At 67.2% G+C, this 25,846-nt stretch carries 22 protein-coding genes; 17 read left to right on the plus strand and 5 right to left on the minus strand.

The genetic code is table 11. From position 1 onward, the window contains the following. Window positions 1-136 precede the first annotated feature (136 nt). The 3 genes from ACSFA5_RS24105 to ACSFA5_RS24115 all read right to left on the minus strand — a co-directional run bounded on the left by ACSFA5_RS24105 (window position 137) and on the right by ACSFA5_RS24115 (window position 3,634). Window positions 137-2,008 (minus strand): phosphoenolpyruvate carboxykinase (GTP), encoded by a 1,872-nt coding sequence (locus ACSFA5_RS24105; protein WP_435446575.1) that lies wholly within the window; start codon window positions 2,006-2,008, stop codon window positions 137-139. Between the two features lie 153 nt (window positions 2,009-2,161). Then, entirely contained in the window at window positions 2,162-2,314 is a 153-nt protein-coding gene (locus tag ACSFA5_RS24110) for a hypothetical protein (RefSeq protein ID WP_435446576.1), read from the minus strand. Between the two features lie 120 nt (window positions 2,315-2,434). Next, window positions 2,435-3,634, minus strand: a complete 1,200-nt coding sequence (locus tag ACSFA5_RS24115; protein ID WP_435446577.1) for a threonine ammonia-lyase — start codon at window positions 3,632-3,634, stop codon at window positions 2,435-2,437. Between the two features lie 115 nt (window positions 3,635-3,749). Here ACSFA5_RS24115 and ACSFA5_RS24120 point away from each other — a divergent pair, with 115 nt between their 5' ends. From ACSFA5_RS24120 to ACSFA5_RS24140, 5 genes are all read left to right on the plus strand, one after another. Next, complete coding sequence (locus tag ACSFA5_RS24120; protein ID WP_435446578.1) at window positions 3,750-6,074, plus strand: ATP-binding protein; 2,325 nt, start codon at window positions 3,750-3,752, stop codon at window positions 6,072-6,074. A 113-nt stretch (window positions 6,075-6,187) separates the two neighbouring features. Then, on the plus strand, window positions 6,188-7,810 hold the full coding sequence (locus ACSFA5_RS24125; protein WP_435446579.1) for a S41 family peptidase: 1,623 nt from the start codon (window positions 6,188-6,190) through the stop codon (window positions 7,808-7,810). Between the two features lie 171 nt (window positions 7,811-7,981). Further along, complete coding sequence (locus ACSFA5_RS24130; protein ID WP_435446580.1) at window positions 7,982-9,160, plus strand: nucleoside hydrolase; 1,179 nt, start codon at window positions 7,982-7,984, stop codon at window positions 9,158-9,160. Window positions 9,161-9,285: 125 nt separating this feature from the next. Next, complete coding sequence (locus ACSFA5_RS24135; RefSeq protein ID WP_435446581.1) at window positions 9,286-10,149, plus strand: amidohydrolase family protein; 864 nt, start codon at window positions 9,286-9,288, stop codon at window positions 10,147-10,149. Further along, window positions 10,139-11,131, plus strand: a complete 993-nt coding sequence (locus ACSFA5_RS24140; RefSeq protein WP_435446582.1) for a tripartite tricarboxylate transporter substrate binding protein — start codon at window positions 10,139-10,141, stop codon at window positions 11,129-11,131. The genes ACSFA5_RS24135 and ACSFA5_RS24140 overlap by 11 nt, the downstream gene beginning before the upstream one ends. 25 nt (window positions 11,132-11,156) lie before the next feature. On the opposite strand, the gene ACSFA5_RS24145 is transcribed toward ACSFA5_RS24140, so the two are convergent. After that, window positions 11,157-12,038 carry a LysR family transcriptional regulator gene (locus ACSFA5_RS24145; protein ID WP_435446583.1) on the minus strand — a complete coding sequence of 294 codons (882 nt, stop codon included), beginning with the start codon at window positions 12,036-12,038 and terminating at the stop codon, window positions 11,157-11,159. A 14-nt stretch (window positions 12,039-12,052) separates the two neighbouring features. Continuing rightward, window positions 12,053-13,945, minus strand: a complete 1,893-nt coding sequence (recQ, locus tag ACSFA5_RS24150; RefSeq protein ID WP_435446584.1) for a DNA helicase RecQ — start codon at window positions 13,943-13,945, stop codon at window positions 12,053-12,055. A gap of 259 nt (window positions 13,946-14,204) precedes the next feature. On the opposite strand from recQ, the gene ACSFA5_RS24155 reads away from it, so the two are divergent. From ACSFA5_RS24155 to ACSFA5_RS24210, 12 genes are all read left to right on the plus strand, one after another. After that, the gene (locus tag ACSFA5_RS24155; RefSeq protein WP_435446585.1) at window positions 14,205-14,645 is read left to right on the plus strand and encodes an AlbA family DNA-binding domain-containing protein; all 441 of its coding nucleotides are present in this window, start codon (window positions 14,205-14,207) and stop codon (window positions 14,643-14,645) included. A 27-nt stretch (window positions 14,646-14,672) separates the two neighbouring features. After that, the gene (locus ACSFA5_RS24160; protein ID WP_435446586.1) at window positions 14,673-15,770 is read left to right on the plus strand and encodes a Fic family protein; all 1,098 of its coding nucleotides are present in this window, start codon (window positions 14,673-14,675) and stop codon (window positions 15,768-15,770) included. A gap of 229 nt (window positions 15,771-15,999) precedes the next feature. Beyond that, entirely contained in the window at window positions 16,000-16,971 is a 972-nt protein-coding gene (locus ACSFA5_RS24165; protein ID WP_435446587.1) for an ABC transporter substrate-binding protein, read from the plus strand. Between the two features lie 4 nt (window positions 16,972-16,975). Further along, entirely contained in the window at window positions 16,976-17,827 is an 852-nt protein-coding gene (locus ACSFA5_RS24170) for an ABC transporter permease (RefSeq protein ID WP_435446588.1), read from the plus strand. Further along, the gene (locus ACSFA5_RS24175) at window positions 17,812-18,615 is read left to right on the plus strand and encodes an ABC transporter ATP-binding protein (RefSeq protein ID WP_435446589.1); all 804 of its coding nucleotides are present in this window, start codon (window positions 17,812-17,814) and stop codon (window positions 18,613-18,615) included. The genes ACSFA5_RS24170 and ACSFA5_RS24175 overlap by 16 nt, the downstream gene beginning before the upstream one ends. Before the next feature lie 7 nt (window positions 18,616-18,622). Next, the gene (hutC, locus tag ACSFA5_RS24180; RefSeq protein ID WP_435446590.1) at window positions 18,623-19,360 is read left to right on the plus strand and encodes a histidine utilization repressor; all 738 of its coding nucleotides are present in this window, start codon (window positions 18,623-18,625) and stop codon (window positions 19,358-19,360) included. A gap of 60 nt (window positions 19,361-19,420) precedes the next feature. Then, window positions 19,421-20,986 carry a histidine ammonia-lyase gene (hutH, locus tag ACSFA5_RS24185; RefSeq protein WP_435446591.1) on the plus strand — a complete coding sequence of 522 codons (1,566 nt, stop codon included), beginning with the start codon at window positions 19,421-19,423 and terminating at the stop codon, window positions 20,984-20,986. A gap of 28 nt (window positions 20,987-21,014) precedes the next feature. Beyond that, window positions 21,015-22,742 carry a urocanate hydratase gene (hutU, locus tag ACSFA5_RS24190; protein WP_435446592.1) on the plus strand — a complete coding sequence of 576 codons (1,728 nt, stop codon included), beginning with the start codon at window positions 21,015-21,017 and terminating at the stop codon, window positions 22,740-22,742. Between the two features lie 140 nt (window positions 22,743-22,882). Continuing rightward, window positions 22,883-23,614 (plus strand): IclR family transcriptional regulator, encoded by a 732-nt coding sequence (locus ACSFA5_RS24195; protein WP_435446593.1) that lies wholly within the window; start codon window positions 22,883-22,885, stop codon window positions 23,612-23,614. 50 nt (window positions 23,615-23,664) lie between these two features. Next, entirely contained in the window at window positions 23,665-24,426 is a 762-nt protein-coding gene (locus ACSFA5_RS24200; protein WP_435446594.1) for a transporter substrate-binding domain-containing protein, read from the plus strand. 15 nt (window positions 24,427-24,441) lie between these two features. Beyond that, window positions 24,442-25,110 carry an amino acid ABC transporter permease gene (locus tag ACSFA5_RS24205; protein WP_435446595.1) on the plus strand — a complete coding sequence of 223 codons (669 nt, stop codon included), beginning with the start codon at window positions 24,442-24,444 and terminating at the stop codon, window positions 25,108-25,110. 154 nt (window positions 25,111-25,264) lie between these two features. Then, entirely contained in the window at window positions 25,265-25,837 is a 573-nt protein-coding gene (locus tag ACSFA5_RS24210) for a HutD/Ves family protein (protein ID WP_435446596.1), read from the plus strand. Window positions 25,838-25,846: the final 9 nt, after the last annotated feature.

Consider the following 25,846-nt stretch of genomic DNA (forward strand, 5'->3'; position numbering starts at 1 on the left):
CCAGTCAGTGATGACTGGGGTTTTTTGCTTTTCGCCAAAGCATTCGTCAACACCAACGCGCGAATGACCACAACAAGGCAGACGTAAAAAAACCCGATGAATACATCGGGCTTTTACCAGTTGAATCAGCTGAAAATCAGGCAGCAAGACGCTGCTCGATCGCAGCCTTGGTTTCTGGCAGTTCCTTCGGCAGATGGTGCTCCAGCTGCTTGAAGAGTTCTTCATGAAGCTTCAATTCGGCCTCCCACGCGGCCTTGTCGATGCTGGTCACTGTGGCAAATTGCTCGGCGCTGAAGTTCAGGCCGGTCCAGTTCAGATCTTCATAGCGCGGGCTCACGCCGGTCAGGTGCTCGATGCCTTCCGTCTGGTTGCCCTCGACGCGGTCGATCATCCATTTCAGCACACGCATGTTCTCGCCGTAGCCGGGCCAGACGAACTTGCCGTCGGCGCCCTTGCGGAACCAGTTGGTCGTGTAGATCCTGGGGAGCTTGGCGCCCGAAGCCTCGAGCTTCTTGCCCAGGTCGAGCCAGTGCTGGAAATAGTCGCTCATGTTGTAGCCCATGAAAGGCAGCATGGCGAACGGGTCCCGGCGAACGATGCCTTGCTGCCCCGCCGCTGCAGCGGTGGTTTCCGAGCCCATGGTCGCGGCCATGTACACACCTTCCACCCAATTGCGGGCCTCGGTCACCAGCGGCACGGTCGTCGAGCGGCGGCCGCCGAAGATGAAGGCGTCGATGGTCACGCCTTTCGGATCGTCCCACGCATCGTCGAGCGCCGGGTTGTTTGTGGCGGCCACGGTAAAGCGTGCGTTCGGGTGGGCGGCCTTGGCGCCCGTTTCCTTGGCGATTTGCGGAGTCCAGTCCTTTCCCTGCCAGTCGATCAGGTGGGCCGGCAGCGCCTTGCCTGGCGCATCCTGCTCCATGCCTTCCCACCACACGTCCCCATCGTCCGTCAGCGCCACGTTGGTAAAGATCACACCGTCGTCCAGGCTGCGCATGCAATTCGGATTGGTCAGCATGTTGGTGCCGGGGGCCACGCCGAAATAGCCAGCCTCGGGGTTGATGGCGCGCAGCGACCCGTCGGCCTGCGGTTTGATCCAGGCAATGTCGTCGCCGATGGTCGTGACCTTCCAGCCTTCGAAGCCGGCGGGTGGCACCAGCATCGAGAAGTTCGTCTTTCCGCAGGCGCTGGGGAACGCCGCGGCCACGTGGTACTTCTTGCCTTCAGGATTCGTCACGCCCAGGATGAGCATGTGCTCGGCCAGCCAGCCTTCGTCGCGGCCCATGTTCGATGCGATGCGCAGCGCGAAGCATTTCTTGCCCAACAGCGCGTTGCCACCGTAACCCGACCCGTAGCTCCAGATCTCTCGGGTCTCGGGGTAGTGAACGATGTACTTGGTTTTATTGCAGGGCCAGGACACGTCCTCCTGTCCGGCCTCGAGCGGTGCGCCCACGGTGTGCACGCAGGGCACGAAGTCGCCATCGGCGCCCAGCACCTCGTACACGGCCTTGCCCATGCGGGTCATGATGCGCATGTTGACCGCCACATAGGGCGAGTCGGAGAGCTCGATACCGATGTGGGCAATGGGCGAACCCAGCGGGCCCATGCTGAACGGCACGACATACATCGTGCGGCCTTTCATGCAGCCGTCGAACAGCGGCTGCAGCGTGGCACGCATTTCGGCCGGCGCCATCCAGTTGTTGGTCGGGCCGGCGTTTTCCTCCTTCGCGGAGCAGATGTAGGTGCGGTCTTCGACACGCGCCACGTCGCTCGGGTCGGACACCGCGAGGAACGAGTTGGGGCGCTTGGCCGGATTGAGCTTCTTGAAGGTTCCGGCGTCCACCAGCTGCTGGCACAGCAGGTCGTATTCTTCCTTGCTGCCGTCGCACCAGTGAATGGCTTCGGGTTTGCACAGCGCGGCCATCTCGGCCACCCAAGCGATCAGTTTCGCGTTCTTGACGTATGAGGGCGCCTGAATGGTCAGGCCCTGCATCATGGGTGCGTTCATCGGAAAATCTCCTAAGTTGAAAAATCGTCTTTCCGAACGGGGCGCCGAGCCTGCTCAGGCTCGGAGGTCCGTTTGAGAAAACGTTTCGCTTCGGGAGACTGCGTCAACGCGGGCCGCACAGCCCGCGGACAAGAGCGCGACTGCCTGTCAGCGTCAGGCCAGAAAGACGGCGATCGACGCCAGCAGCAGCATCAGCACGCCGCCGGCCAGCGGGAGCACCAACGGCATCAGGTGAACGACCGACTCGACGGCGTCTTTTTCGACAGCGGCGGCATGGCTCGGCTCGGTGGGAGGGGGGTTGGACATCGGGAAGTACCTCGAATACGCAAATTGACAGACTCCAGCCATTTTACCGGCGGGTAGCCTCCGGCAGGTCTAGGGGGTTGCGAGCCCCTCGATCAGGTTAACCGGGGGTGATCTCGCTGCTCAATGCTGCTCCTCGGCCTCGAAGCCAGCGTCCTTCAGCGCGACCAGCACGCTGGCCAGGTGCGCCCGCCCACGGGTCTGCAGGACCAGTTCGATGTCGACGTTCTGGGCTGCCAGCATGGTGAAGGCGCGCTGATGGTGAACCTCGTCGACGTTGGCGCCCGCTTCGGCCACAGTGGCCGTGATCTCGGCCAACGAGCCCGGCACATCGCGCGCACTGACGCGCACGCGGGCCAGCCGCCCAGCCCGCACCATGCCGCGTTCGATGATGGCCGCGAGCAGCAGCGGATCGATGTTGCCCCCGGAAAGCACCAGCCCCACGCGCTTTCCCTTGAAGCGCTCCGGGTGCCGGATCAATGCCGCCAGGCCCGCGGCGCCGGCACCTTCGACCAGCGTCTTCTCGATTTCGAGCAGCATCAGCACGCCCTGCTCGATGTCGCCCTCGTCCACCAGCAGCAGGTCGTCGACCTTGCTCGCAATGATTTCCCGTGTCAGTACCCCCGGCGTGCCGACCGCGATGCCTTCGGCGATCGTGCTCTTGCCCTGCACATGGTGCGTGCCCTTGACGGCATTGACCATCGCCGGAAAGCGCGTGGTCTGCACACCGACGATCTCGATGTCGGGCCTGCGCGCCCGTGCCGCCACCGCCATGCCTGCGATGAGCCCGCCGCCGCCGACGGCCACCACCAACGTGTCCAGGTCTGGCACGGCGTCGAGCATCTCGAGCGCCACCGTGCCCTGGCCCGCGATGATGGCCTCGTCGTCGTAGGGATGCACGAACGTCAGCCCCTCGCGCTGCGCAAGCTCCAGTGCATGGGCGCGTGCCGCGTCGAGCGAGTCGCCGTGCAGCACCACTTCGGCGCCGAAGCCCCGCGTGCGCTCGATCTTCACGCCGGGCGTGAAGCGCGGCATCACGATCAGCGCACGCAACCCGAGCCGTTGCGCGTGATAGGCCACACCCTGCGCATGGTTGCCGGCAGACATGGCGATGACTCCGCGTGTACCGTTGTCGGAAAGATCGACCAGCTTGTTGCACGCACCCCGTTCCTTGAACGAGGATGTGAACTGCAGGTTCTCGAACTTCAGGAACACCTGGGCACCGACGATCTCCGACAAAGTGCGCGATTCCACGCAGGGCGTGTTGAGCAACTGACCCTGCAGGCGCGCCGCGGCGCGCTGGATTTCTTCGATTCCGACCATGGCGCGCATTGTGGCTGGAATCGCGCCATCAGGGTTTTTACCGTTTGCGAGTCTTCCCGAAGCCAAAAGTCTGCGTTATGGTCTCTCCGAGATTTTCCTCGTTGGAGGTTGCCTGATGGCCAAGCGTGCGGGTGTCGATGTGGTGGCTGCTGCGGTACGCGGGCAGGCATTGCCGTCGCCCGGCCTCAAGGAAGCACCTGTGCTGGAGCTCATGTGCTCGCACTTCGTGCTCACGCTCGCGGCCAAGCAGGGGCCGCGTTTCAATGTGCGGCGCGACATCAACGGCCTGCTGTCGCTCACCGGGCGCCATCTGGTGTGGCCCGCCGCGGTGTTGCATCGGCTGCGCGAATTCCTCGGACGCCGCTGCGCCGGCAACGAGGCGTGGAAGGGCGTCGAGAACCTCGACGGCCGCACGCTGCTGGAGCGGCACGGCGTGTGGCGCGGCCCGTACGAAGAAGGCACGCTCTTCTTCTACCTCGACGAATACGCCAAGGACCAGCCGAAGGACCTGCTTTCCGTGCTGACCGTCACGCGCGACTGGCTCACGCATGCGCTGCGCAAGCAGTCGACGCTGGTCGAGAAGAACATCGAAGCGCTCGCGGGCCTGCTGCAGCTCAACAAGGCCGAGCGCGCGCTGCTGCTGTACGGCACGCTCGCGCGCTACCAGCGCGACCTGCGTTCGCTGCTGGTCGAGTTCAAGGTCAACAACGCGCCCGAGGCCTACGCGGCCATCGCGGACATTGCGGGCGTGAACGCCAGCGAAGTGGGCGAAGCCCTGCGTGCGGGCTCCCGCCTCGAGCGCATCGGCCTCGTCGAGAACCTGATTTCCGAGCACAACATCACCGACCTGGCCGACCTCATGAAGGTCAGCGAGAAGCTGCCGCCGGTGCTCATGCGCGAGTACCGCGACCAGAACGAACTGATGGCCGTGTTCACGCGGCCCTCGGCCAAGAGCGCGCTCACGCCGCACGACTTTTCCTTCGTGCAGGAAGACGCGCAGATGCTCGTCACGCTGCTGCGCGCCGCGGTGGCGCGCAAGGAGCCCGGCGTCAACGTGCTGCTCTACGGTCCGCCCGGCACCGGCAAGACCGAGCTCGCCAAGGTGGTCGCGCAGGCTGCCGGCCTCGAACTCTTCGAGGTCGAATATGCTGACCGCGACGGCAACTCGCTGAGCGGGCGCGACCGCTACCGCTCGCTGCAGATCGCACAGGTGTTCCTCAAGGGCAGCGCGCACGCCGCGCTTCTGTTCGACGAGGTCGAGGACGTCTTCCCGCCCATCAGCACCGAGGCCGCGCAGTTCATGGCGCGCGCCGAGCAGGTTCCCGCGCCCACCAGCGGCAGCGTCAGCGGCAAGGCCTGGGTCAACCAGATCCTCGAAGCCAACCCCGTGCCCACGCTGTGGGTCACCAACCGCATCGAGCAGATCGACCCCGCCTTTCGCCGCCGCTTCGCGTACCACCTCGAGCTGAAGTCGCCGCCACCCGGCGCGCGCGAGCAACTCGTGAAGAAGACGCTCGAAGGCGTGGTCGTGTCCGAAGCCTTCACGGCCAAGCTGGCCGAGCGCAAGGGCCTCACGCCCGCACAGATCCGCACGGCGGTGCGCTTCGCCGGACTCGCGCGAACCGACGATGCTTCGGTGGAGGCGCTCATCGAGCGCCAGTTGCGCAACGCCGACCTGGCCTTGGGCACGCTCGATGCCGGCCGCGGCGAGCGCCGCAGCGTCACCACCTACGACCTCGACATGCTCAACGTCGAGACCCGCTTCGAGATCCCGCGCGTGGTCGAGGCGCTGAAGGCGCGCGGCCACGGCACGCTGTGCTTCTACGGTGCGCCCGGCACCGGCAAGACCGCGCTGGCCGAGCACATCGCCAAGGCCATCGGCCGGCCGCTCATCATCAAGCAGGCGAGCGACCTCATGAGCAAGTACGTCGGCGAAACCGAGCAGAACATGGCCGCCATGTTCCGCGAGGCCGAGAACGAGAAGGCCGTGCTGCTGCTCGACGAGGCCGACAGCTTTCTGCAGGACCGGCGCGGCGCGCAGCGCACCTACGAGGTCACCGAGGTCAACGAGATGCTGCAGGGCATGGAGCGCTTCAACGGCATCTTCGTGTGCACCACCAACCTGCTCGACCGGCTCGACCAGGCTGCGCTGCGGCGCTTCACCTTCAAGATCAAGTTCATGCCGCTCACCACGGCGCAGCGCGAGCGCATGTTCGTGACCGAAGCGCTCGCGGGCGACAGCGAACGGATGACCGGCGTGCTGAGCACCCGGCTCGCGCGCCTAAGCCAGCTGTGCCCGGGTGATTTCGCCGCCGTGAAACGGCAGACCGATATCCTGGCCACCGAGTTTTCGGCCGACGAGTTTCTCGACCAGCTCGAAGCTGAGCACCGCATCAAGCCCGAAGTGCGCGAGTCGCGCGGCATGGGCTTCGTGCAGTAGAGAAGAAACAGCGCAGAACAGAACCGCGTGGGATGCCCGGCAAGCGCAGCGCGGGCCGAGCGGTCGCCGGTTGCGAAACATCCGTCCGCCATTGCGGGCACAAGGAGGAGCACATGGGCTTTCGAGCGATCGACCTGCGGCGTCTGCCGCGTCCTGGCGCCTGGGTTGCACATGCCGCGCTCGCTGCGGGCTGCCTGCTGGCGGGCTGTGGGGGCGGTGGCGGAGGGGGCGGCGGCGCGGGCTTGCCGATCGGCCTGCTCCCCGGCGTCACGGCGCCGCCCGCCGGTGGCGGTGACGGCGGCGACAGTGGCATCGTGCCCTCGGCCACCGTTGCCGGCCAATGCGCCGTGCCGCGAAGCGGCACCAACCCCGCCACCGGCGCTGCATTTCCCGACGGCGCCGGCTCGCTCGACACCGAAAAGCGCTGGGTGCGCAGCTGGATCGACGAAACCTACCTCTGGTATGCCGAGGTGCCCACCACCCTCAAGGCCAGCGACTACGCCACGCCTGTCTCCTGGTTCAACGTGCTCAAGACGCCGGCCACCACGGCCTCGGGCCGCGCCAAGGACCGCTTCCACTTCACCTACGACACCGAGGTGTACCGCCAGCTTTCGCAAGGCGGCGTGTCGGCCGGCTACGGCATGCAGACCGCGTCCGTGCGCAGCTCGCCGCCGCGCGACATCCGCATTGCCTTCGTCGAGCCGAATTCGCCGGCCGACCGGCTGGGCCTGCGACGCGGCGCGAAGATCCTCGGAATCGACGGCGTCGATGTCGTCGGCAGCACCGGCACGGCCAACGTCAACGCAATCAACCGCGCCCTTGCGCCGCAGGCCGTGGGCGAATCGCACAGCTTCACCTTCGAGGTGGGCGGCACGCCGCAGGCCGCGGTCACGCTGAAGGCGGAGAACGTCACCAGCACGCCGGTGCAGAACGTCCAGGTCATCGACACCGGCGGCGCCCGCGTGGGCTATCTGCTGTTCAACGACCACATCACCACGTCGGAGGCGCTGCTCATCGATGCGGTCAATTCGTTCAAGCAGGGCGCCGGCATCAGCGACCTGGTGCTCGACATGCGCTACAACGGCGGCGGACAGCTCCTCATCGCCAGCCGGCTGGCCTACATGATCTCTTCGCCGGCGGTGACCGCGGGCAAGACCTTCGAGCAGCTGGTCTACAACGACAAGAACCCGTTTCGCCAAACGCTCGCGCAGACCCTGACGCCCTTCGTCGGCACCAGCCGCAGCGGCCAGGCGCTGCCCACGCTCGGCCTGTCGCGCGTCACGGTGCTCACCGGTCCCGACACCTGTTCGGCCAGCGAGTCGGTCATCAACAGCCTGCGCGGCGTGGGCGTCACGGTCAAGCTGGTGGGCGGCACCACTTGCGGCAAGCCCTACGGCTTCATTCCCCAGGACAACTGCGGCACCAGCTACTTCGCCATCCAGTTCAAGGGCACGAACCAGAAGGGCGAGGGCGACTACAGCGATGGTTTCGCACCCGACTGCACCGTGGCCGACGATTTCACCCACCCGCTCGGGGACAGCGCCGAAGCCCGCCTGGCGGCCGCACTCGCCCTGCGCGGCAATGGCGCATGCCCGGCGGCCGGCTCGACCAAGGCCGCGGCCAGGTCAGGCCTTGAAAAGTCGCAGGCCGCACCGGCGCTGGAGCAGCCCTACCTGCTCGACCGCTCGCCGCTGCGCGAGAACCGCCTGATCGAGGCTGCGCCCAACCCGGGCTGATCCGCGGATCTTCCCCGCGGAAAACCCCTAGGCCATGGTGCTTGCCACGCACATGGCTCGCGCCGTAGAGTTTGGCAAACGTTTGCGCAAAGCTTTGCGCAAACGTTTTTATTTCGGTTCTCCCGAGCGGAGGGAGACCGAAAACCAAACCTACAACTCAGGGAGAAAAAAATGCGCAAATGGCTAGCGACGATGTTCGTCGTCGTCATGGCGGTACTGGCGGGATGCGGTGGCGGAGGGGGCGGTGGCGCGGGCATCGGCCTCGGGTCGTTCGGCTCCCAGGGCGCCACGGCACAGAAGATCATCATCGACAGCGACTACAACACCATGAGCGACGACGGCCAGCTCGGCGTCATGGCCGCACAGCTGCAGGCGCAAGGCAAGGTGCAGGTCATGGGCATCAGCGTGGTGTCGGGCAACCAGTGGCTCAGGCAGGGCGTGGCCGACGCGCTCATGTCGGTGGAGCGGCTGGGCGTGGGCGAGCGCATCGGCGTGTACGTGGGAGCGAACTACGCGCTCAACCACACCTTCGCCGACGTCGAGGCAGAAATGACCGCGGGCGCAGGCGGCGACGGCTACCTGGGCGCCTGGGGCGGCCCGGAACCCAAGACCGACGCCGACCTGAAGCCTTCGCCCGACGGCTTCGCGAAACACACCGTGGTGCAGCGCAAGAGCGCGGTCGACTTCATCGTCGACACCGTGAAGGCCAACCCGGGCGAGGTCACGATCCTGGCCATCGGCCCGCTCACCAACATCGCGCTGGCGGTGAGGCAGAACCCCGAGATCGTTCCGCTCGTCAAGCAGATCATCTACATGGGCGGCGCCATCGACGTGCCGGGCAATACCACCAAGGCCGCGGAGTTCAACTGGTGGTTCGACCCCGACGCCGCGCAGTTCGTGGTGCGCCTGCCCATTCCGCAGGTGGTGGTGCCGCTGGACGTGACCGACACCGTGTTCCTCACCAAGCCCCTCTACGACCGCATCGCGCATCCGACCCGGCCCACGGCCGTGACCGACGTGTTCCAGAAGCTCAACGGCTACGGCTTCGACGGCAAGAACGGTTTCGAGACCAATGCCAGCTACACGCAGAACATCTGGGACACGCTGGCGCTCGCCTACCTGATCGATCCGAGCTATGCCACGCGGACGTCGGAGCGGTATGTCGACGTCGTGGCCAAGCCGGGCGCGGCCGACAACGGCCGCTCCATCGGCTACACCGCGCAGCCGGCAGGGCCTGCGCTGCAGAAGATGACGGTGGTGCAGAAGTTCGACAACGCGCGCTTCTTCGAGCTGTACGTCGACCTGCTCACGCGGCCGGTGCCGGTGGTGTTGCCGGCCGCGACGAACTGAGGGCGTCATAAGCCATGCTTATCTAAACGCAACCAGGAGACGCGTTCCCAACAGGTGTTGCCTTGCGGATACTCGCCCACGTTCGCACACCGCGGACGTTCAACGAATCCGAGGCAGACAACGCCGTGTCTTTCGTCGCCCCTTCCGACACTTGCGCCATCGCCGGCGTCGACAGCCATGCCCATGTGTTTGCGCATGGCCTGCCCCTGGCCGCGGCGCGCCGTCATGCGCCCGACTACGAGGCCACGCTGGCCGAGTACCTGGCGTTGCTCGATGCGCACGGCGTCTCGCATGGCGTGCTGGTGCAGCCCAGCTTCCTCGGCACCGACAACAGCTTTCTGCTCGGCGCGCTGCGCACCTGTCCCGCGCGGCTGCGCGGCGTTGCCGTGGTCGACCCGGCCGCGGCAGACGAGGCCCTGCTGCCCGCCATGGCCGAAGCCGGTGTCTGCGGCATCCGCCTCAACCTGGTGGGCCTGCCGCTGCCCGACTTCTCCCGGCCCGAATGGACGTTGCTCTTTGCCCGTGTGCAGGCGCTGGGCTGGCATGTGGAGCTGCACCGCGAATCGCGCGACCTGGCACGGGCTGCGCAGCCCGTGCTCGATGCCGGCTGCGCGCTGGTGGTGGACCATTTCGGCCGACCCGCGTCGGCGACGGCCAATGCCGATGAGGGCTTCGCCTGGCTGCTGGGCGCCGCGGGCTGCGGGCGCCTCTGGGTCAAGCTCTCGGCCGCCTACCGAAATTGGCCCGGGGCCGCCGGCGCCGTGGCCGCGCGCGCCGCCGCCCAGGCGCTGCTGAAAGCCTTCGGCCCCGCGCGCATGGTGTGGGGCAGCGACTGGCCGCACACCCAGCACCGAGAGATGGCCGACTACACCACCGCCCACGCGGCGCTGGCCGACTGGGTGCCCGACGCCGCCGCGCGCCGCCGCATCCTGGTCGATACGCCGGCCCGTTTGTTCAAGTTCAAGACAGGAGACATCAATGACCAATGAACTCTCGCGCGCACGCTTGCTGCGTGCCCTTCCGCGTGCCCTTGGTGGCGCTGCGCTGCTGCTCGCCGGGTTCTGCGCCCACGCCGAGGCCTGGCCGTCCAAGCCCGTGCGGCTGGTCGTGAGCTATCCGCCGGGCGGCACGGTCGACGCGGTCGCGCGCATCGTCGCGCCCAAGCTGTCGGCGAAGCTGGGCCAGCCGGTAGTGATCGACAACCGCGGCGGTGCCGGTGGCGCCATCGGCGGCGACCTGGTCGCCAAGAGCGCCCCCGACGGCTACACCGTGATGCTCGATGCCTCCAACCATGCGCAGAACCCGGCACTGCGCAAGATGCCTTTCGACACGCTGCGCGACCTGGCGCCCGTGTCGCTGCTGGTGAAGGTGCCCAACGTGTTGGTGGTGAACCCGTCGGCGCCGATCCAGAGCGTGGCCGACCTGATCGCGCAGGCCAGGGCGAAGCCGGGCGGCATCAACTACGCCTCTTCCGGCAACGGTTCGGCGCAGCACCTGGCGGGCGAGCTGTTCGCCTCGATGGCGGGCGTGCAGATGACGCACGTGGCCTACAAGGGCGGCGGTCCCGCGCTCACCGACGTCATGTCGGGGCATGTGCCGGTGTTCTTCGCCAGCCTGGCGTCGAGCCTGCCCTTCATCCAGGGCGGCAAGCTGCGGGCGCTGGCCGTCACAGGCAAGGCGCGTTCACCCGCCCTGGCGCAACTGCCGACCGTGGCGCAAGCCGGCTTGCCGGGCTACGAGGTCTATGAGTGGAACGCGGTGTTCGTGCCGGCCGGGACGCCTGCGCCGGTGGTGGAGCGGTTGTCCAAGGAGCTCGCGGCGACGCTCAAGGATCCCGAGGTGCGCGCCCGGCTCGAAGCCCTGGGCGCCGAAGTGATCGGCTCCAGCCCGGGCGAACTCGATGCGTTCCGCCGCGCCGAGATCGCCAAGTGGACCCGGCTTGCCAAGGACAACAAGATCCAGATGGAGTGAGGCCGGCCGCCGCACGGTGCGCGTGTCAGCCGGCCAGCATGGCCGCGAAGGCGTCGGCGAAGGTCGGCCGCGACCGCGCCAGCCACAGCGCTGACAGTTCGAAGGCCGGCAGCGGCGCGCCGTCGCGCACTTCGGCATAGCGCACCCCCTCGTGCTGCAGCGCGCGCACCGAGCGCGGCAGCAGGGAGCAGCCGAGCCCTGCGGCCACGCAGGCCAGCACCGTCAGCGTGCGGTTGGCATCCTGCACCACCCGCGTCTCGTGGCCGGCGCGGCGCAGCGCGCCCAGCAACTGGGCGCGCAGTGCGGGGATCTGCTCTTCGGGAAACCACACCAGCCCGTGCCGTGCGATGTCGGCGAGCGACACGCAGCCGTCCTCGGCCATCGGCCAGGCGGCGGGCAGCGCGGCCACCATCGGCTCCTCGCCCAGCCGCAGTTCGTGCACCCGGGCCGTGACCGTCACCGGCGGATGCAGCAACGCGATGTCGATGCGTCCGCCCTCGAGCGCGGCCACCTGCTCGGCATTGCTCATCTCTCGCAGCACCACGTCGAGCTGCGGGTGCGCCGCGCGCAGCCGGCGCAGCGCGTTCGGCAGCACCTCGTAGACCGCATGCGTGACGAAGCCCACCGTGAGCCGGCCTGCGCGCCCGGCGCCCATGGCGCGTGCGCGTTGCGCGGCCGCGTCGCCGTAGGCCAGGCTGGCGCGCAGGTCGTCGAGGATGGCAAGGCCGGCGTCCGTGAGCGTGGCGCCGCGGCGCGAGCGCGTGAAGATGCGGATGCCGAGCTCCTGCTCGAGGCGGTTCAGCGTCTGCGTCAGTGCGGGCTGCGCCAGCCCGAGCCGCTCGGCCGCCTTCGTGAGACTGCCCGCCTCGGCAATCGCGACGATGCAGCGCATCTGGCGGGTGTCCATGGCAGGCCCCTCCCTCAGAACGCTTCGCAGACCCTCAGCACCTCGGCGCCATAGGCCTCGAGCTTCTTGGTGCCGATGCCGCTGATGCCCTGCAGGTCTTCGAGCGTCGCGGGTGCGCGCTCGGCAATGGCGGCCAGCGTGGCGTCGTGAAAGATCACGTAGGCAGGCAGGTTGTGTTCCTTGGCCACCTCGGCGCGCCAGGCCTTGAGCGCCTCGAAGCGCTTCTTGCCGGTGTCGTCCAGCGAGGCGGCGGCCGGCGAGGGCGCGCCCTTGGCCACCTTCTCGCGCCGGGGCTTGCGCTCCGCCGGCGACGACACCGACTCGCGCAGCGACACCATGGCCTCGCCCTTGAGCACCGCGCGCGAGCCCTCGGTGAGCTTCAGCGTGTTGAACGCCTCCGCGTCCACCGCCAGCGCGCCGGTGGCGATCAGCTGGCGCAGCACGCCGCGCAGCGCCACCTCGCTGAACTCCGCGCCGATGCCGAAGGTGCTGATGCGCTCGTGCCCGAACTGCTTGACCTTCTCGGTCGACTTGCCGCGCAGGATGTCCATGATGTGCCCCGCGCCGAAGCTGATGCCGCTCAGCTGCTGCACGCGGTAGATGGTGCTGAGCAGCTTGCGCGCGGCATCGGTGCCGTCCCACACCTGCGGCGGGTTCAGGCAGTTGTCGCAGTTGCCGCAGGGCGTGCTCTGCTCGCCGAAGTAGCCCAGCAGGCGCACGCGCCGGCAGTCGCTGGCTTCGGCCAGGGACAGCAGGGCGTCGAGCTTGCCGCGCATCACCTGCTTGAACTCTTCGCCGGCCGGGCTCTCGTCGATCATGCGGCGCTGGTTCACCACGTCGTTCAGGCCGTAGGTCATCCAGGCGTCGGCGGGCGCGCCGTCGCGGCCCGCGCGGCCGGTTTCCTGGTAGTAGCCCTCGATGTTCTTGGGCATGTCCAGGTGGCCAACGAAGCGCACGTCGGGCTTGTCGATGCCCATGCCGAAGGCAATGGTCGCGACCATCACCACGCCTTCCTCGCGCAGGAAGCGGTCCTGGTGCTTCTGGCGCACCGCCGCATCGAGACCCGCATGGTACGGCAGCGCGTTGATGCCCGCGTCGCGCAGCGTCGTCGCAAGGTCTTCCACCCGCTTGCGCGACTGGCAATAGACCACGCCCGCATCGCCTTCGTGCTCGCGCTCGATGAAGCGCAGCAACTGCGTGGTGGCGTCCTTCTTCTCGACGATGGTGTAGCGGATGTTCGGCCGGTCGAAGCTGGAGACGAACTGGCGGGCTTGTTCGAGCTGCAGCCGCTCGACGATGTCGGCCCGCGTCAGGTCGTCGGCCGTGGCGGTGAGCGCGATGCGCGGCACGCCGGCATAGCGCTCGTGCAGCACGGTGAGCGCGCGGTATTCGGGGCGGAAGTCATGGCCCCACTGGCTCACGCAATGCGCCTCGTCGATCGCGAACAGCGACAGCTTGCCGCGCTCCTTCAGCGAATCGAGCTGCGACAGAAAGCGCGGCGTGTTCACCCGCTCGGGCGCCGCGTACAGCAGCGTGATCTCGCCGCGCAGCATGCGGCGCTCGACGTCCTGCGTCTGCTCCCAGTCGAGCGTGGAATTGAGAAAGGCCGCGTTCACGCCGGCCTCGTGCAGCGCGCCCACCTGGTCGTGCATCAGCGCGATGAGCGGCGACACCACGATCGACACGCCGTGCCCCGCGCGCTGGCGCGCGATGGCCGGAATCTGGTAGCACAGCGACTTGCCGCCGCCCGTGGGCATCAGCACCAGCGCGTCGCCGCCGCCCACCACGTGATCGACGATCTCCTGCTGGGCCCCGCGGAACTGCGAATAACCGAAGACCTCGTGAAGGATGTCGGCGGGTGCGCTGCTGCCGGAGGCGTCGATGGGGCGGGGAGCGAGAGAGGACACAGGCAACAAACAGTTATGACGCTATGAAATTAACAGCTTCCGCGCTGGAGCGGACGTCGATTCGACTTGGGTTCCAGCTCCTGCTGGCGAAGGGCGATTGTCGCTTGCCGATGCGCACGCAGTCAGCAGGCCGGAGCGCCTTGGAGCGTGGAGAATTGACCAGTTGCCGTGCCATTCAACCAAATCCATTGTCCGTGTCCCGTACCCGTGATGTGCTTGCGGGTCGATGCTTCGGCCATTCGCCCCGGCCTGCTGTTCAATGTCCATCAAGCTCCCCATCAATCTCGACGACCTCCTGCATCAGCGCACCGTGGAGGGTGAGCGCATCGAATACAAGGCCGGCTGGAACCCCGACGCGATCCTGCGCACCGTCTGCGCATTTGCCAACGACTTCGCAAACCTGGGCGGTGGCTATGTGGTCGTCGGGCAAGACTGCGATGCCGATGGCCAGCCTCTCTTTCCTCCGGTGGGCCTTGCCGACCACCAGCTCGACAGGATCCAGCAGGAGCTGCTCGCGCATTGCCAGTTGATCCAGCCGCCTTACTTCCCGGTGCTCGGTATCGAAGAGGTCGAGGGCCGCAAGCTCATCGTGCTGTGGGCGCCGGGCGGCCAGACCCGGCCTTACAAGGTGCCGGCGTCTGTCACTGCCAAGCACAAGAGCTGGCACTACTACATTCGCCGGTATTCGAGCACGGTGTAGGCCAAAGGCGAGGTCGAGCAGGAGCTGTTGAGCCTCACGGCCAAGGTGCCGTTCGATGATCGGTTCCAGCAGATGGCGCGTTTAGACGATCTGTCCCAGCCCCTGATGGAAGCCTTCTTGCGCGATGTCGGCAGCGAGTTGGCCGATGACGCGGCTGCGCTCCCCTTGGAGGCCTTGGGTCGGCAGATGAATGTGGCGGGAGGCACTGTCGAAGCGCCCATGCCCAAGAACGTGGGCCTGCTGTTCTTCAACGATGCACCCGAGCGCTTCTTTCCGGGCACGCAGATCGACGTGTTGTGGTTTCCCGAGGGTGCGGGTGGTGACCGCTTCGATGAAAAGACCTTCAAGGGGCCGCTCGGGCGCATCACGCGCGAGGCGCTCGACTACATCCGACGCAACTACCTCGTCGAAACAGTCATCAAGCATCCACAGCGCGCGGAGGCTGAACGGGTCTGGAACTTCCCCTATGCCGCGATCGAAGAAGCGGTGGTCAACGCGGTGTATCACCGCTCCTATGAAGAGCGAGAGCCGATCGAGGTTCGCATCGACCGCGACGAACTGGTGGTGCTGAGCTTTCCGGGGCCGGACCGCTCCATCACGTTGGCCGATCTCCAGGCGGGCCGCGCCGTGAGCCGTCGCTATCGCAACCGGCGCATCGGCGAATTTCTGAAAGAGCTCGATCTGACCGAGGGGCGCGCCACTGGCATCCCCAAGATCTTGAAGGTGATGGCCGCCAATGGTTCGCCGCAGCCCGTGTTCGAGAGCGACGACGAGCGCACCTCGTTCCTGATCCGGCTGCCGGTGCACCCCAAGGTGCGGACAGTGCCGGAAGTCACCCCGGAAGTCACCCCGGAAGTCACCCCGGAAGTCACCCCGGAAGTCACCCCGGAAGTGGCGCGAGTCATCGTGGCCCTGGGAGGCGAGTGGCCGCGCCATCAGCTCCAGCAGGCTCTGGGCTTGAAAGACGACGAGCACTTTCGCAAGGCGTACCTGTTGCCATCGCTTGAAGCCGGAATGATCGAAATGACGTTGCCCGACAAGCCTCGCAGCAGCAAACAGCGCTACCGCCTGACCGCCCGGGCCCGGCAATGGCTGCAACAACACACCGGTGCGGCCGCTCCGTGACCGGAGTGGACCGGCACTGGCACGAGGTTTGCAACAGTCACCCCCGTCCCGCAGCCTCTCTTGTCTAGACAGCAAACCGGTGCATTTCCCTGAGAAGTGCACCAAAAAAGACCTTCCGGGTTATCCTGTATATACAAGTTGGGGCGCTTGGCAACAATGCGAGGCGCGCGCAGCCCCGTCACCGGGATGTACCGCCGAGCCTTTCCAAAGAACAGAACCAGGAGTACCCATGGTCAAGACGACGGTAGTTGTGAAATTCGCTTCGCTGCTGGCAGCCGCTGCATGTGCAGCGGGCATGGCCCAGACGGCCGCCGCCCAGGAAACGAAGATTGCGCTCGGCATGTCCGGCTGGACCGGCTTCGCGCCGCTCTCGCTGGCCGACAAGGCCGGCATCTTCAAGAAGAACGGCCTGGACGTCGACCTGAAGATGATCCCGCAGAAAGACCGCCACCTGGCGCTGGCCTCCGGCGCGATCCAGTGCGCGGCCACCACGGTGGAAACGCACGTGGCCTGGAACGCCAACGGCGTGCCCATCGTGCAGATCTTCCAGATGGACAAGTCCTACGGCGCCGACGGCCTCGCGGTGCGCGGCGACGTTGCCAAGTTCTCCGACCTCAAGGGCAAGACCATCGGCGTGGACGCGCCCGGCACCGCCCCCTACTTCGGCCTGGCCTGGATGCTCAACAAGAACGGCATGACGCTGAAGGACGTGAAGACCACCACGCTGTCGCCGCAGGCCTCGGCCCAGGCCTTCGTGGCCGGCCAGAACGACGCCGCCATGACCTACGAGCCCTACCTGTCGACCGTGCGCGCCAACCCCGCCGCCGGCAAGATCCTGGCCACCACGCTCGACTACCCGATGGTGATGGACACCGTCGGCTGCGCGCCCACCTGGCTCAAGGCCAACGCCAAGGCCGCCGCGGCACTCACCAAGTCGTACTTCGAGGCGCTCGACATGATCAAGGCCGAGCCCGAGAAGTCGAACGAGCTCATGGGCTCGGCCGTGAAGCAGAGCGGCGAGCAATTCGCCAAGTCGTCGGCCTTCCTGCGCTGGCAGGACAAGGCCGCCAACCAGAAGTTCTTCGCGGGCGAACTCACCAGCTTCATGAAGGAAGCCACCCCCATCCTTCTGGAAGCCGGCGTGATCCGCAAGGCGCCCGAAGACCTGGCCGTGACCTTCGATGCAAGCTTCGTCAAGTAAGGCGATGCAGCAGGTGCCTGCCGCCGTGTCGGCGGCGGTGCCTGCGCAGGCCGTGTCCTTCAAGCCCGCGCGCAGGCGCGGCCTGGCGCCGCTGGAGCCCATCGGCGCGCGTGCGCGCGTGCTGCTGGGGCTGGCGTTCTTCGTCTTCTTCGTGCTCGTGTGGACGCTCGCAACGCTCGGCGGCTTCGTGCCGCCGACCTTTCTCGCGAGCCCGCCGACCATGGTCAAGGAAGGCTGGCTGCTCTTCACCGAGTACGGCTTTCTGGGCGACATCGGCATGACCGTGTGGCGCGTGTTCGGGGGCTTCCTGATGGCGGCCGTGTTCGCGGTGCCGCTGGGCATTGCCATGGGCACGTGGAAAACGGTGGAGGCCTTCTTCGAGCCCTTCGTCTCGTTCTGCCGCTACCTGCCGGCCTCGGCCTTCATTCCGCTGCTGATTTTGTGGGCGGGCCTGGGCGAGATGCAGAAGCTGCTGGTGATCTTCATCGGCTCGTTCTTCCAGATCGTGCTGATGGTGGCCGTGACCGTGGGCGGCGCGCGGCGCGACCTCGTCGAGGCCGCCTACACGCTGGGCGCCAACAGCCGCGGCGTCGTGGCGCGCGTGCTCATTCCGGGCGCGGCGCCGGGCATCGCCGAAACGCTGCGCCTGGTGCTGGGCTGGGCATGGACCTACGTGATCGTGGCGGAGCTGATCGGCTCGTCCTCGGGCATCGGCCACATGATCACGGACAGCCAGGCGCTCTTGAACACCGGGCAGATCATCTTCGGGATCATCGTGATCGGCGTCATCGGCCTGTTGTCCGACTTCGCTTTCAAGGCGCTCAACCGCCGTCTCTTTGCATGGGCCGCACTGTGATGACGACGCAGAACCAACTCTCCATCCAGGGCGTGTCGCGCGTCTTCACCGGCACCAAGGGCCAGCGCACGCAGGCGCTGCAGCCCATCGACTTCGAGGTGCGCGAGAACGACTTCGTCACCATCCTCGGCCCCTCGGGCTGCGGCAAGTCGACGTTGCTGCGCATCGTGGCGGGCCTGGACTTTCCGACAACTGGCCAGGTGCTGCTCGACGGCGAGCGCATCGACGGCCCGGGCGCCGACCGCGGCGTGGTGTTCCAGAGCTACACGCTGTTCCCCTGGCTCACGGTGGCGCAGAACATCCGCTTCGGCCTGCGCGAGCGCGGCATGAGCGAGGCCGACCAGAAGGAACGCAGCGAGTTCTTCATCGCCAAGGTGGGCCTGCGCGGTTTCGAGCAGCACTTTCCCAAGCAGCTCTCGGGCGGCATGCAGCAGCGCACGGCCATTGCGCGCGCGCTGGCCAACGACCCCAAGATGCTGCTGCTCGACGAGCCCTTCGGCGCACTCGACAACCAGACGCGCGTGCTGATGCAGGAGCTGCTGCTCGGCATCTGGGAGTCGGCGCAGAAGACGGTGCTGTTCGTCACGCACGACATCGACGAGGCGATCTTCATGGCCAACCGCGTGGCGGTGTTCAGCGCGCGGCCGGGGCGCATCAAGACCGAGATCGCGGTCGACTTTCCGCATCCGCGCAGCTACACCATCAAGACCTCGCCGGAGTTCATGGACATCAAGGCGCGGCTGACGGAAGAAATTCGCGCCGAGTCGATGGCCGCGGCGGAGCACTGAAAGCACGATGAAACGCGACCTGCCGACCCTGGCGCTCTATGCGCAAGTCAAGGACCACATCTCCCGCAAGATCCAGGACGGCACGTGGCCGCCCGGACACCGCCTGCCGTCCGAGCACGAACTGGTCGCCCAGTTCGGCATGGCGCGCATGACGGTGAACCGCGCGCTGCGCGAACTGGTGGAGCAGGGCCGCATCACACGCGTGGCCGGTGTCGGCAGTTTCGTGGCCGAGAACAAGCCGCAGTCCACGCTGCTGCAGATCGCCAACATCGCCAGCGAAATCCGCCAGCGCGGACACGATTACCGCTGCGACATGATCGAAGTCGAACGCATCGCCGCCTCGCCGGACGTGGCCGCCTGGCTCGACCTGCGCGCGGGTGCGTCGGTGTTCCACAGCGTGTGCCTGCACCTGGAGAACGGCACCCCGGTGCAACTCGAGGAGCGCTACGTCAATCCGCAGGTCGTGCCCGACTACCTCGAGCAGGACTTCGCCGCCATGCCGCCCAGCGAGTACCTGGTGCGCAACGTGCCCTTCGACCAGATCGAACACGTGGTCGATGCCGTGCTGCCCACCGCCGAACAGGCCGAGCGGCTCGCCATGGAACCCACCGCCCCCTGCCTGCTGCTCACGCGCCGCACCTGGAGCCGCAACACGCCCGTGACCTGGGTGCGCTGCCTGCATCCGGCCTCGCGCTACAGCCTGGGCAGCCGCTTCAAGGCCGACGGCAACGCCACCTTCGGCTGATTTTTTTGTCCACGACGACCTTTCGTTTTCTCTCGCCCCTACTTGTATAGACAGGTTCACATGCCAAGCACACCCACCACCTCCTCCGAAGCCTCCCTGACCCTCACGCTGAAGCCCGGCCAGGTCGACCTGGCGATGCTGCGACGCATCCAGGCCGGCGGTGTTCGGCTGGCGCTCGATCCGTCGGTGCAGGGCGGCATGAAGAAAGCCGAAGCTGCGGTGCGCCACATCGTCGAGAACGACCAGGTCGTCTATGGCATCAACACCGGCTTCGGCAAGCTGGCGAGCACGCGCATCGGCAACGACCACTTGGCCGAGCTGCAGCGCAACCTGGTGCTGTCGCACAGCGTGGGCACCGGCGAGCCGCTGGCCGCGCCGGTGGTGCGCATGGTTCTCGCGACCAAGGCCGTGAGCCTGGCGCGCGGGCACTCGGGCGTGCGGCCCGCGCTGGTCGACGCGTTGCTGGCGCTGTTCAACGCCGGCGTCACGCCCAGCATTCCGTGCAAGGGCTCGGTGGGTGCCTCGGGCGACCTGGCGCCGCTCGCGCACATGGCCTGCGTGCTGATCGGCGAAGGCGAAGCGACGCTGGCCGACGGAGCGGTCGTCGGCGGTGCCGAAGCCATGCGCAGCATCGGCCTCGAACCCTTCGTGCTCGGCCCGAAAGAAGGCCTGGCGCTGCTCAACGGCACGCAGGTGTCGACCGCACTCGCGCTCCACGGCCTGTTCGGCGCGGAAGACGTGTTCGCCTCGTCGCTGATGTCGGGTGCGCTGTCGCTCGAAGCCATCCAGGGCTCGATCAAGCCCTTCGACGCACGCATCCACGCGGCGCGCGGCCAGCTGGGCCAGGTGGCAGTGGCCGGTGCCGTGCGCACCCTGCTCGAAGGCAGCGAGATCGTGCCCTCGCACGCCGACTGCGGCCGGGTGCAAGACCCGTATTCGGTGCGCTGCATCCCGCAGGTGATGGGCGCCTGCCTCGACAACCTCGCGCACGCCGCGCGGGTGCTGGTGATCGAAGCCAACGCCGCCTCCGACAACCCGCTGGTGTTCTGCGACACCGGCGAGGTCATCTCCGGTGGCAACTTCCACGCCGAGCCCGTCGCCTTCGCGGCCGACATCATCGCGCTGGCCGTGAGCGAGGTCGGCGCCATCGCCGAGCGCCGCATCGCGCTGCTGCTGGACACCGGCCTGTCGGGCCTGCCCCCGTTCCTGGTGCGCGACGGCGGCCTCAACTCGGGTTTCATGATCGCGCAGGTGACGGCTGCCGCACTGGCGTCGGAGAACAAGTCGCTCGCCCACCCCGCCAGCGTCGACAGCCTGCCCACGTCGGCCAACCAGGAAGACCATGTGTCGATGGCGACCTTCGCGGCGCGGCGCCTGGGCGACATGGTCAACAACACGGCGGTGGTGGTCGGCATCGAAGCCATGGCCGCTGCGCAAGGCATCGAACTGAAACGCGGGCTCAAGAGCTCGCCGCTGGTCGAGGCCGAGTTCACCGCCATCCGCAAGAAGGTCGCCTTTCTCGAACGCGACCGCTACCTCGCGCCCGACATCGAAGCCATGCGCCTGTGGGCGCTGAAGGCTGCCATGCCGGCCGCGCTGCGCGACATCCTGCCCAGTCACTCGTAAAACACCACCCGATTAGGAGAACCACGCCATGAACGCTCCCGAGAAATTCGCTCTGAACAACCCTGTTGCCACCGACCCGCGCCACGACCCGACGCGCGTGATCCGCGCCCCGCGCGGCAGCGAGCTCAACTGCAAGAGCTGGCTCACCGAAGCCCCGTTCCGCATGCTGCAGAACAACCTCGACGCCGAGGTGGCCGAGCGGCCGCAAGACCTGGTGGTGTATGGCGGCATCGGCCGTGCCGCGCGCGACTGGGCCTGCTACGACCAGATCCTCGCGTCGCTGAAGGAACTGAACGACGACGAGACGCTGCTCATCCAGTCGGGCAAGCCCGTGGGCGTGTTCAAGACGCACGAGAACGCGCCGCGCGTGTTGCTGGCCAACTCGAACCTCGTGCCCAAGTGGGCCAACTGGGAGCACTTCAACGAGCTCGACCGCCTGGGCCTGTTCATGTACGGCCAGATGACGGCCGGCAGCTGGATCTACATCGGCAGCCAGGGCATCGTGCAGGGCACCTTCGAGACCTTCGTCGAAGCCGGCCGCCAGCACTACGACAACAGCTGGGCGGGCAAGTGGATCCTCACGGCCGGCCTGGGCGGCATGGGCGGCGCGCAGCCGCTGGCGGCCACGCTGGCGGGCGCGGTGTCGCTCAACATCGAGTGCCAGCAGTCGAGCATCGATTTTCGCCTGCGCACCCGCTACGTCGACAAGCAGGCGCGCGACATCGACCATGCGTTCGAGCTCATCAAGCAGCACACCGGCGCGAAGGAAGCCGTATCGATCGCGCTGCTGGGCAACGCGGCCGACATCTTTCCGGAACTCGTGAAGCGCGCGAAGGCCGGGGCGCACAAACCGGACCTGGTCACCGACCAGACCTCCGCGCACGACCTGATCAACGGCTACCTGCCTTCGGGCTGGAGCGTCGCGCAATGGCAGGCCGCCATGAAAGACCCGGCGCAGCACGAGGCGCTCACGAAGGCAGCCGCCCGGTCGTGCGCCGTGCACGTGCAGGCCATGCTCGACTTCCAGGCCATGGGCATTCCCACGGTCGACTACGGCAACAACATCCGCCAGGTCGCGTTCGACGAAGGCGTTCAGCGCGCGTTCGACTTCCCCGGCTTCGTGCCCGCCTACATCCGTCCGCTGTTCTGCGAAGGCAAGGGCCCGTTCCGCTGGGTCGCGCTTTCGGGCGACCCCGAAGACATCTACAAGACCGACGCCAAGATCAAGGAGCTGTTCCCCGAGAACACCCACACCCACCGCTGGCTCGACATGGCGCGCGAGCGCATCGCCTTCCAGGGCCTGCCGGCGCGCATCTGCTGGCTGGGCCTGGGCGAGCGCCACATCGCCGGGCTGGCCTTCAACGAGATGGTGAAGAACGGCGAGCTGAAGGCGCCCATCGTCATCGGCCGCGACCACCTGGACACCGGCTCGGTTGCGAGCCCCAACCGCGAGACCGAAGCCATGAAAGACGGCACCGATGCGGTGAGCGACTGGCCGCTGCTCAACGCGCTGCTCAACACCGCGGGCGGCGCCACCTGGGTCAGCCTGCACCACGGCGGCGGCGTGGGCATGGGCTACTCGCAGCACTCGGGCGTGGTGATCGTGGCGGACGGCACCGACGCGGCGGCCAGGCGCATCGAGCGCGTGCTGTGGAACGACCCGGCCACGGGCGTGATGCGCCACGCGGACGCGGGCTACGACATTGCGGTGGCCACGGCCAAGGCCAAGGGGCTGAAGCTGCCGATGGTGAAGTGACAGCGAGTGGCAACAGGCCTGAAACGACGGTAGAAAGAAAATTCGCGGCCATTCCCACTCGTTGGGAATAGGGGCTTGGAACTGAGAACGGCGAGCAAGATACTGCAAGCCGGTTTCACTTCCGTTCGCGACCGCCCGCCATGACCCTCACCAGCGACACTCCCGCCAACGACCGCGCGCTCTTCGTGCTGTCGGTGCTGGCGCAGAGCAAGTCGGCGATGACGGCGGCCGAGCTGGTGCTGGCCACCGGCCTGTCGCAGAGCACGCTGTACCGGCAGATCGGCACGCTGCGGCGCTGGGGCTTCGTGATGGAGTCCGACGGGCGCTACTCGCCGGGCCCGGTGAGCGTGCAGCTGGCCAGCGGCTTCGACGGCAACTCCGACCTGGTGATGGCCGCGCGCGCCGACATGCGCGCGCTGGCCCAGCAGACGCACGAGAGCGTGGCCCTGGTCACGGTGGTGAACGACCGCGTCGTGTGCCTGGAGATGATCGACAGCGAGCAGTCGCTGCGCTGCTCCTTCGACCGCGGCCGCAGCGTGCCCGCGCGCGACGGCGCCAGCGCCAAGTGCCTGCTGGCGCACCTGCCGCCCGACCAGCGCGATGCCCTGCTCGAAGGCCTGGACGAAACGCCCGAACGCCGCGCCGCGCGCGCCGCCGAACTCGACGCCATCCGCGACGCCGGCCATGCCGTGACGCACGGCGAGGTCGACGCCGGCGTCTGGGGCGCGAGCGCCCCGGTGCTCGCCACGGGGCGCCGCCTGCGCGGCGCGATCACGCTCATGGCGCCGCTCACGCGCGTCGAGGGCATGGAAGCTGCATTGCGCCACATGACCGTCGTCACGGCGGCCCGCATTTCCCGCGCCCTGCAGTAGTTGCGCGCTGCTTTTCATTTCTTTCTCATTCCCACGGAAGCCTTGCCACCATGAACACCCGCCGCACCCTCGTCGCCGCCGCACTTTCCAGCCTTGCCTTCGCCGGCCTTTTCGGCCTTGCCGCCGGCGCCCACGCCCAGGGCGAGCCGCTGCGCGTGGCCACCGACGCCACCTTCCCGCCCATGGAGTTCGTGGAGAACGGCAAGCGCACCGGCTTCGACGTGGAGCTGGTCGAAGCCATCGGCAAGACGATGGGCCGCAAGATCGAGTGGATCGACATCGACTTCAAGGGCCTGGTGCCGGGGCTGATCTCCAAGCGCTTCGACATGGCCGTGTCGGGCATCTACATCACCGACGAGCGCAAGAAGGTCGTCGACTTCACCGTGCCCTACTACGCGGGCGGCCTGGTCGTGATGGTGAAAGAAGGCAACACCGCCATCAAGACGCCGGCCGACATCAACGGCAAGAAGGTCAGCGTGCAGGTGGGCACCAAGTCGGTCTCGTTCACCAAGGAGAAGTACCCGCAGGTGCAGCTGATGGAAGTCGAGAAGAACCAGGAAATGTTCAGCCTGGTCGACATCGGCCGCGCCGACGCCGCCGTCACCGGCAAGCCTGCCGCCTACCAGTACGTGCGCACGCGCGGCGGCCTGAAGGTGTTGCCCGAGCAGATCACCACCGAGGAATACGGCATGGCCATCCGCAAGGACACGCCCGAACTCACCAAGGCGGTGAACGGTGCCATCGAGAAGCTGAAGGCCGACGGCACCTACGACCAGATCGTGAAGAAGTGGTTCAGCGCCAACAGCAAGTAAGCGCGAAGCAGCACCATGGATCTCGATTTCTCGCCCGTCTGGCAAGGCTGGCCCGACCTGCTGCGCGGCGCGCTGGTCACGGTGGAGATCACCGCCTGCGCGCTGGCGCTCGGCTGCATGCTGGGCCTGGTGGTCGGCATTGGTCGGCTCAACCCGAAGCGGCGCTGGATCTACAGCGTGTGCACCGCGTACGTGGCGGTCATTCGCGGCACGCCGCTGCTGGTGCAGCTTTTCATCCTGTTCTTCGGGCTGCCGCACTTCGGCATCCTGCTGCCGGCTTTTCTGTGCGGCGTGCTGGGGCTCGGCGTGTATTCGGGCGCGTACGTGTCGGAGATCGTGCGCGGCGCAATCCAGTCGATCGACAAGGGCCAGACCATGGCCGCGCAATCGCTGGGCATGACGCCCGGCGTGGCGATGCGCCAGATCGTGCTGCCGCAGGCGGTGGTGCGCATGATTCCGCCGCTGGGCAACGAGTTCATCGCGCTCATCAAGAACTCGGCGCTGGTGTCGCTGCTGACCATTCACGACGTGATGCACGAGGGGCAGAAGATCATCAGCGTGTCGTACCGGTCGCTGGAGGTGTACCTGGCGATCGCGGTCGTGTACTTCGTGTTGACGGGAACGATGACGCTGGTCTTGCGGCACTTCGAGCAGAAGCTGCGCCAGGGCGGGTTGATGCGATGAGCAGTGCGGCGGTATTGGTATTTGCATGGCTCCCTCCCCCGCTGGGGGAGGGCAGGGGTGGGGGCACGACGGCCTTGACCCGAGCAGGGCGCTCGTTGGGCGCTGCCCCCATCCCGGCCTTCCCCCGGAAGGGGACGGGGCAAGAGGGGCGGTCATGACCAGCGTGCAGCATTTCTCACGCGCGACCCTGCCGGTCACGCCCTGGAAAAACGGCGGCGGCACCACGCAGGAAATCGCCAGCTGGCCGCAGGGCGCGGCGCTCGACAGCTTCGGCTGGCGCGTGAGCATCGCCACCATCGCGGCGGCCGGGCCGTTCTCGGTGTTCGCGGGCATCGACCGCGTCATCACGCTGCTCGAAGGCGACGGCGTGCGCCTCTTCACGCACGATGCGCGCATCGACCACCGGCTCGACGCGCCCCACCGACCCTTCGCCTTCAGCGGCGACGAGGCCATCGACTGCACGCTGCTAGGCGGTGCGTCGAACGATTTCAACGTGATGACGCGGCGCGGACAGTGGCGCGCGGACGTGCGAGTGCTGGCCAACGCCTCGGCCATCGAGGCCGCGCCGCATGGCGTGCTGCTGGCGCTGCGCGGCGCATGGCGCCTCGATGACGAGCCATGCCTTGAAGGCGAGGGCCTGCGCTGGGCCGATGCCGCACAGGCATGGCAGGCGCTGCCGGACGGCCCGGGCGCGCGATTGATGGCCGTGCGCATCCTTCCGGCCTGACCCCGGACA

The organism is Variovorax monticola (assembly GCF_051216855.1).
Classification (GTDB): Bacteria; Pseudomonadota; Gammaproteobacteria; order Burkholderiales; family Burkholderiaceae_C; genus Variovorax.

What these genes read in the sequence shown, in the direction of transcription:
- ACSFA5_RS24105 (WP_435446575.1), bottom strand. Translation starts at nt 2,008, where the DNA reads ATGAACGCACCCATGATGCAGGGCCTGACCATTCAGGCGCCCTCATAC.
- ACSFA5_RS24110 (WP_435446576.1), bottom strand. Translation starts at nt 2,314, where the DNA reads ATGTCCAACCCCCCTCCCACCGAGCCGAGCCATGCCGCCGCTGTCGAA.
- ACSFA5_RS24115 (WP_435446577.1), bottom strand. Translation starts at nt 3,634, where the DNA reads ATGGTCGGAATCGAAGAAATCCAGCGCGCCGCGGCGCGCCTGCAGGGT.
- ACSFA5_RS24120 (WP_435446578.1), top strand. Translation starts at nt 3,750, where the DNA reads ATGGCCAAGCGTGCGGGTGTCGATGTGGTGGCTGCTGCGGTACGCGGG.
- ACSFA5_RS24125 (WP_435446579.1), top strand. Translation starts at nt 6,188, where the DNA reads ATGGGCTTTCGAGCGATCGACCTGCGGCGTCTGCCGCGTCCTGGCGCC.
- ACSFA5_RS24130 (WP_435446580.1), top strand. Translation starts at nt 7,982, where the DNA reads ATGCGCAAATGGCTAGCGACGATGTTCGTCGTCGTCATGGCGGTACTG.
- ACSFA5_RS24140 (WP_435446582.1), top strand. Translation starts at nt 10,139, where the DNA reads ATGACCAATGAACTCTCGCGCGCACGCTTGCTGCGTGCCCTTCCGCGT.
- ACSFA5_RS24145 (WP_435446583.1), bottom strand. Translation starts at nt 12,038, where the DNA reads ATGGACACCCGCCAGATGCGCTGCATCGTCGCGATTGCCGAGGCGGGC.
- ACSFA5_RS24155 (WP_435446585.1), top strand. Translation starts at nt 14,205, where the DNA reads ATGTCCATCAAGCTCCCCATCAATCTCGACGACCTCCTGCATCAGCGC.
- ACSFA5_RS24165 (WP_435446587.1), top strand. Translation starts at nt 16,000, where the DNA reads ATGGTCAAGACGACGGTAGTTGTGAAATTCGCTTCGCTGCTGGCAGCC.
- ACSFA5_RS24170 (WP_435446588.1), top strand. Translation starts at nt 16,976, where the DNA reads ATGCAGCAGGTGCCTGCCGCCGTGTCGGCGGCGGTGCCTGCGCAGGCC.
- ACSFA5_RS24175 (WP_435446589.1), top strand. Translation starts at nt 17,812, where the DNA reads ATGGGCCGCACTGTGATGACGACGCAGAACCAACTCTCCATCCAGGGC.
- hutC (WP_435446590.1), top strand. Translation starts at nt 18,623, where the DNA reads ATGAAACGCGACCTGCCGACCCTGGCGCTCTATGCGCAAGTCAAGGAC.
- hutH (WP_435446591.1), top strand. Translation starts at nt 19,421, where the DNA reads ATGCCAAGCACACCCACCACCTCCTCCGAAGCCTCCCTGACCCTCACG.
- hutU (WP_435446592.1), top strand. Translation starts at nt 21,015, where the DNA reads ATGAACGCTCCCGAGAAATTCGCTCTGAACAACCCTGTTGCCACCGAC.
- ACSFA5_RS24195 (WP_435446593.1), top strand. Translation starts at nt 22,883, where the DNA reads ATGACCCTCACCAGCGACACTCCCGCCAACGACCGCGCGCTCTTCGTG.
- ACSFA5_RS24200 (WP_435446594.1), top strand. Translation starts at nt 23,665, where the DNA reads ATGAACACCCGCCGCACCCTCGTCGCCGCCGCACTTTCCAGCCTTGCC.
- ACSFA5_RS24205 (WP_435446595.1), top strand. Translation starts at nt 24,442, where the DNA reads ATGGATCTCGATTTCTCGCCCGTCTGGCAAGGCTGGCCCGACCTGCTG.
- ACSFA5_RS24210 (WP_435446596.1), top strand. Translation starts at nt 25,265, where the DNA reads ATGACCAGCGTGCAGCATTTCTCACGCGCGACCCTGCCGGTCACGCCC.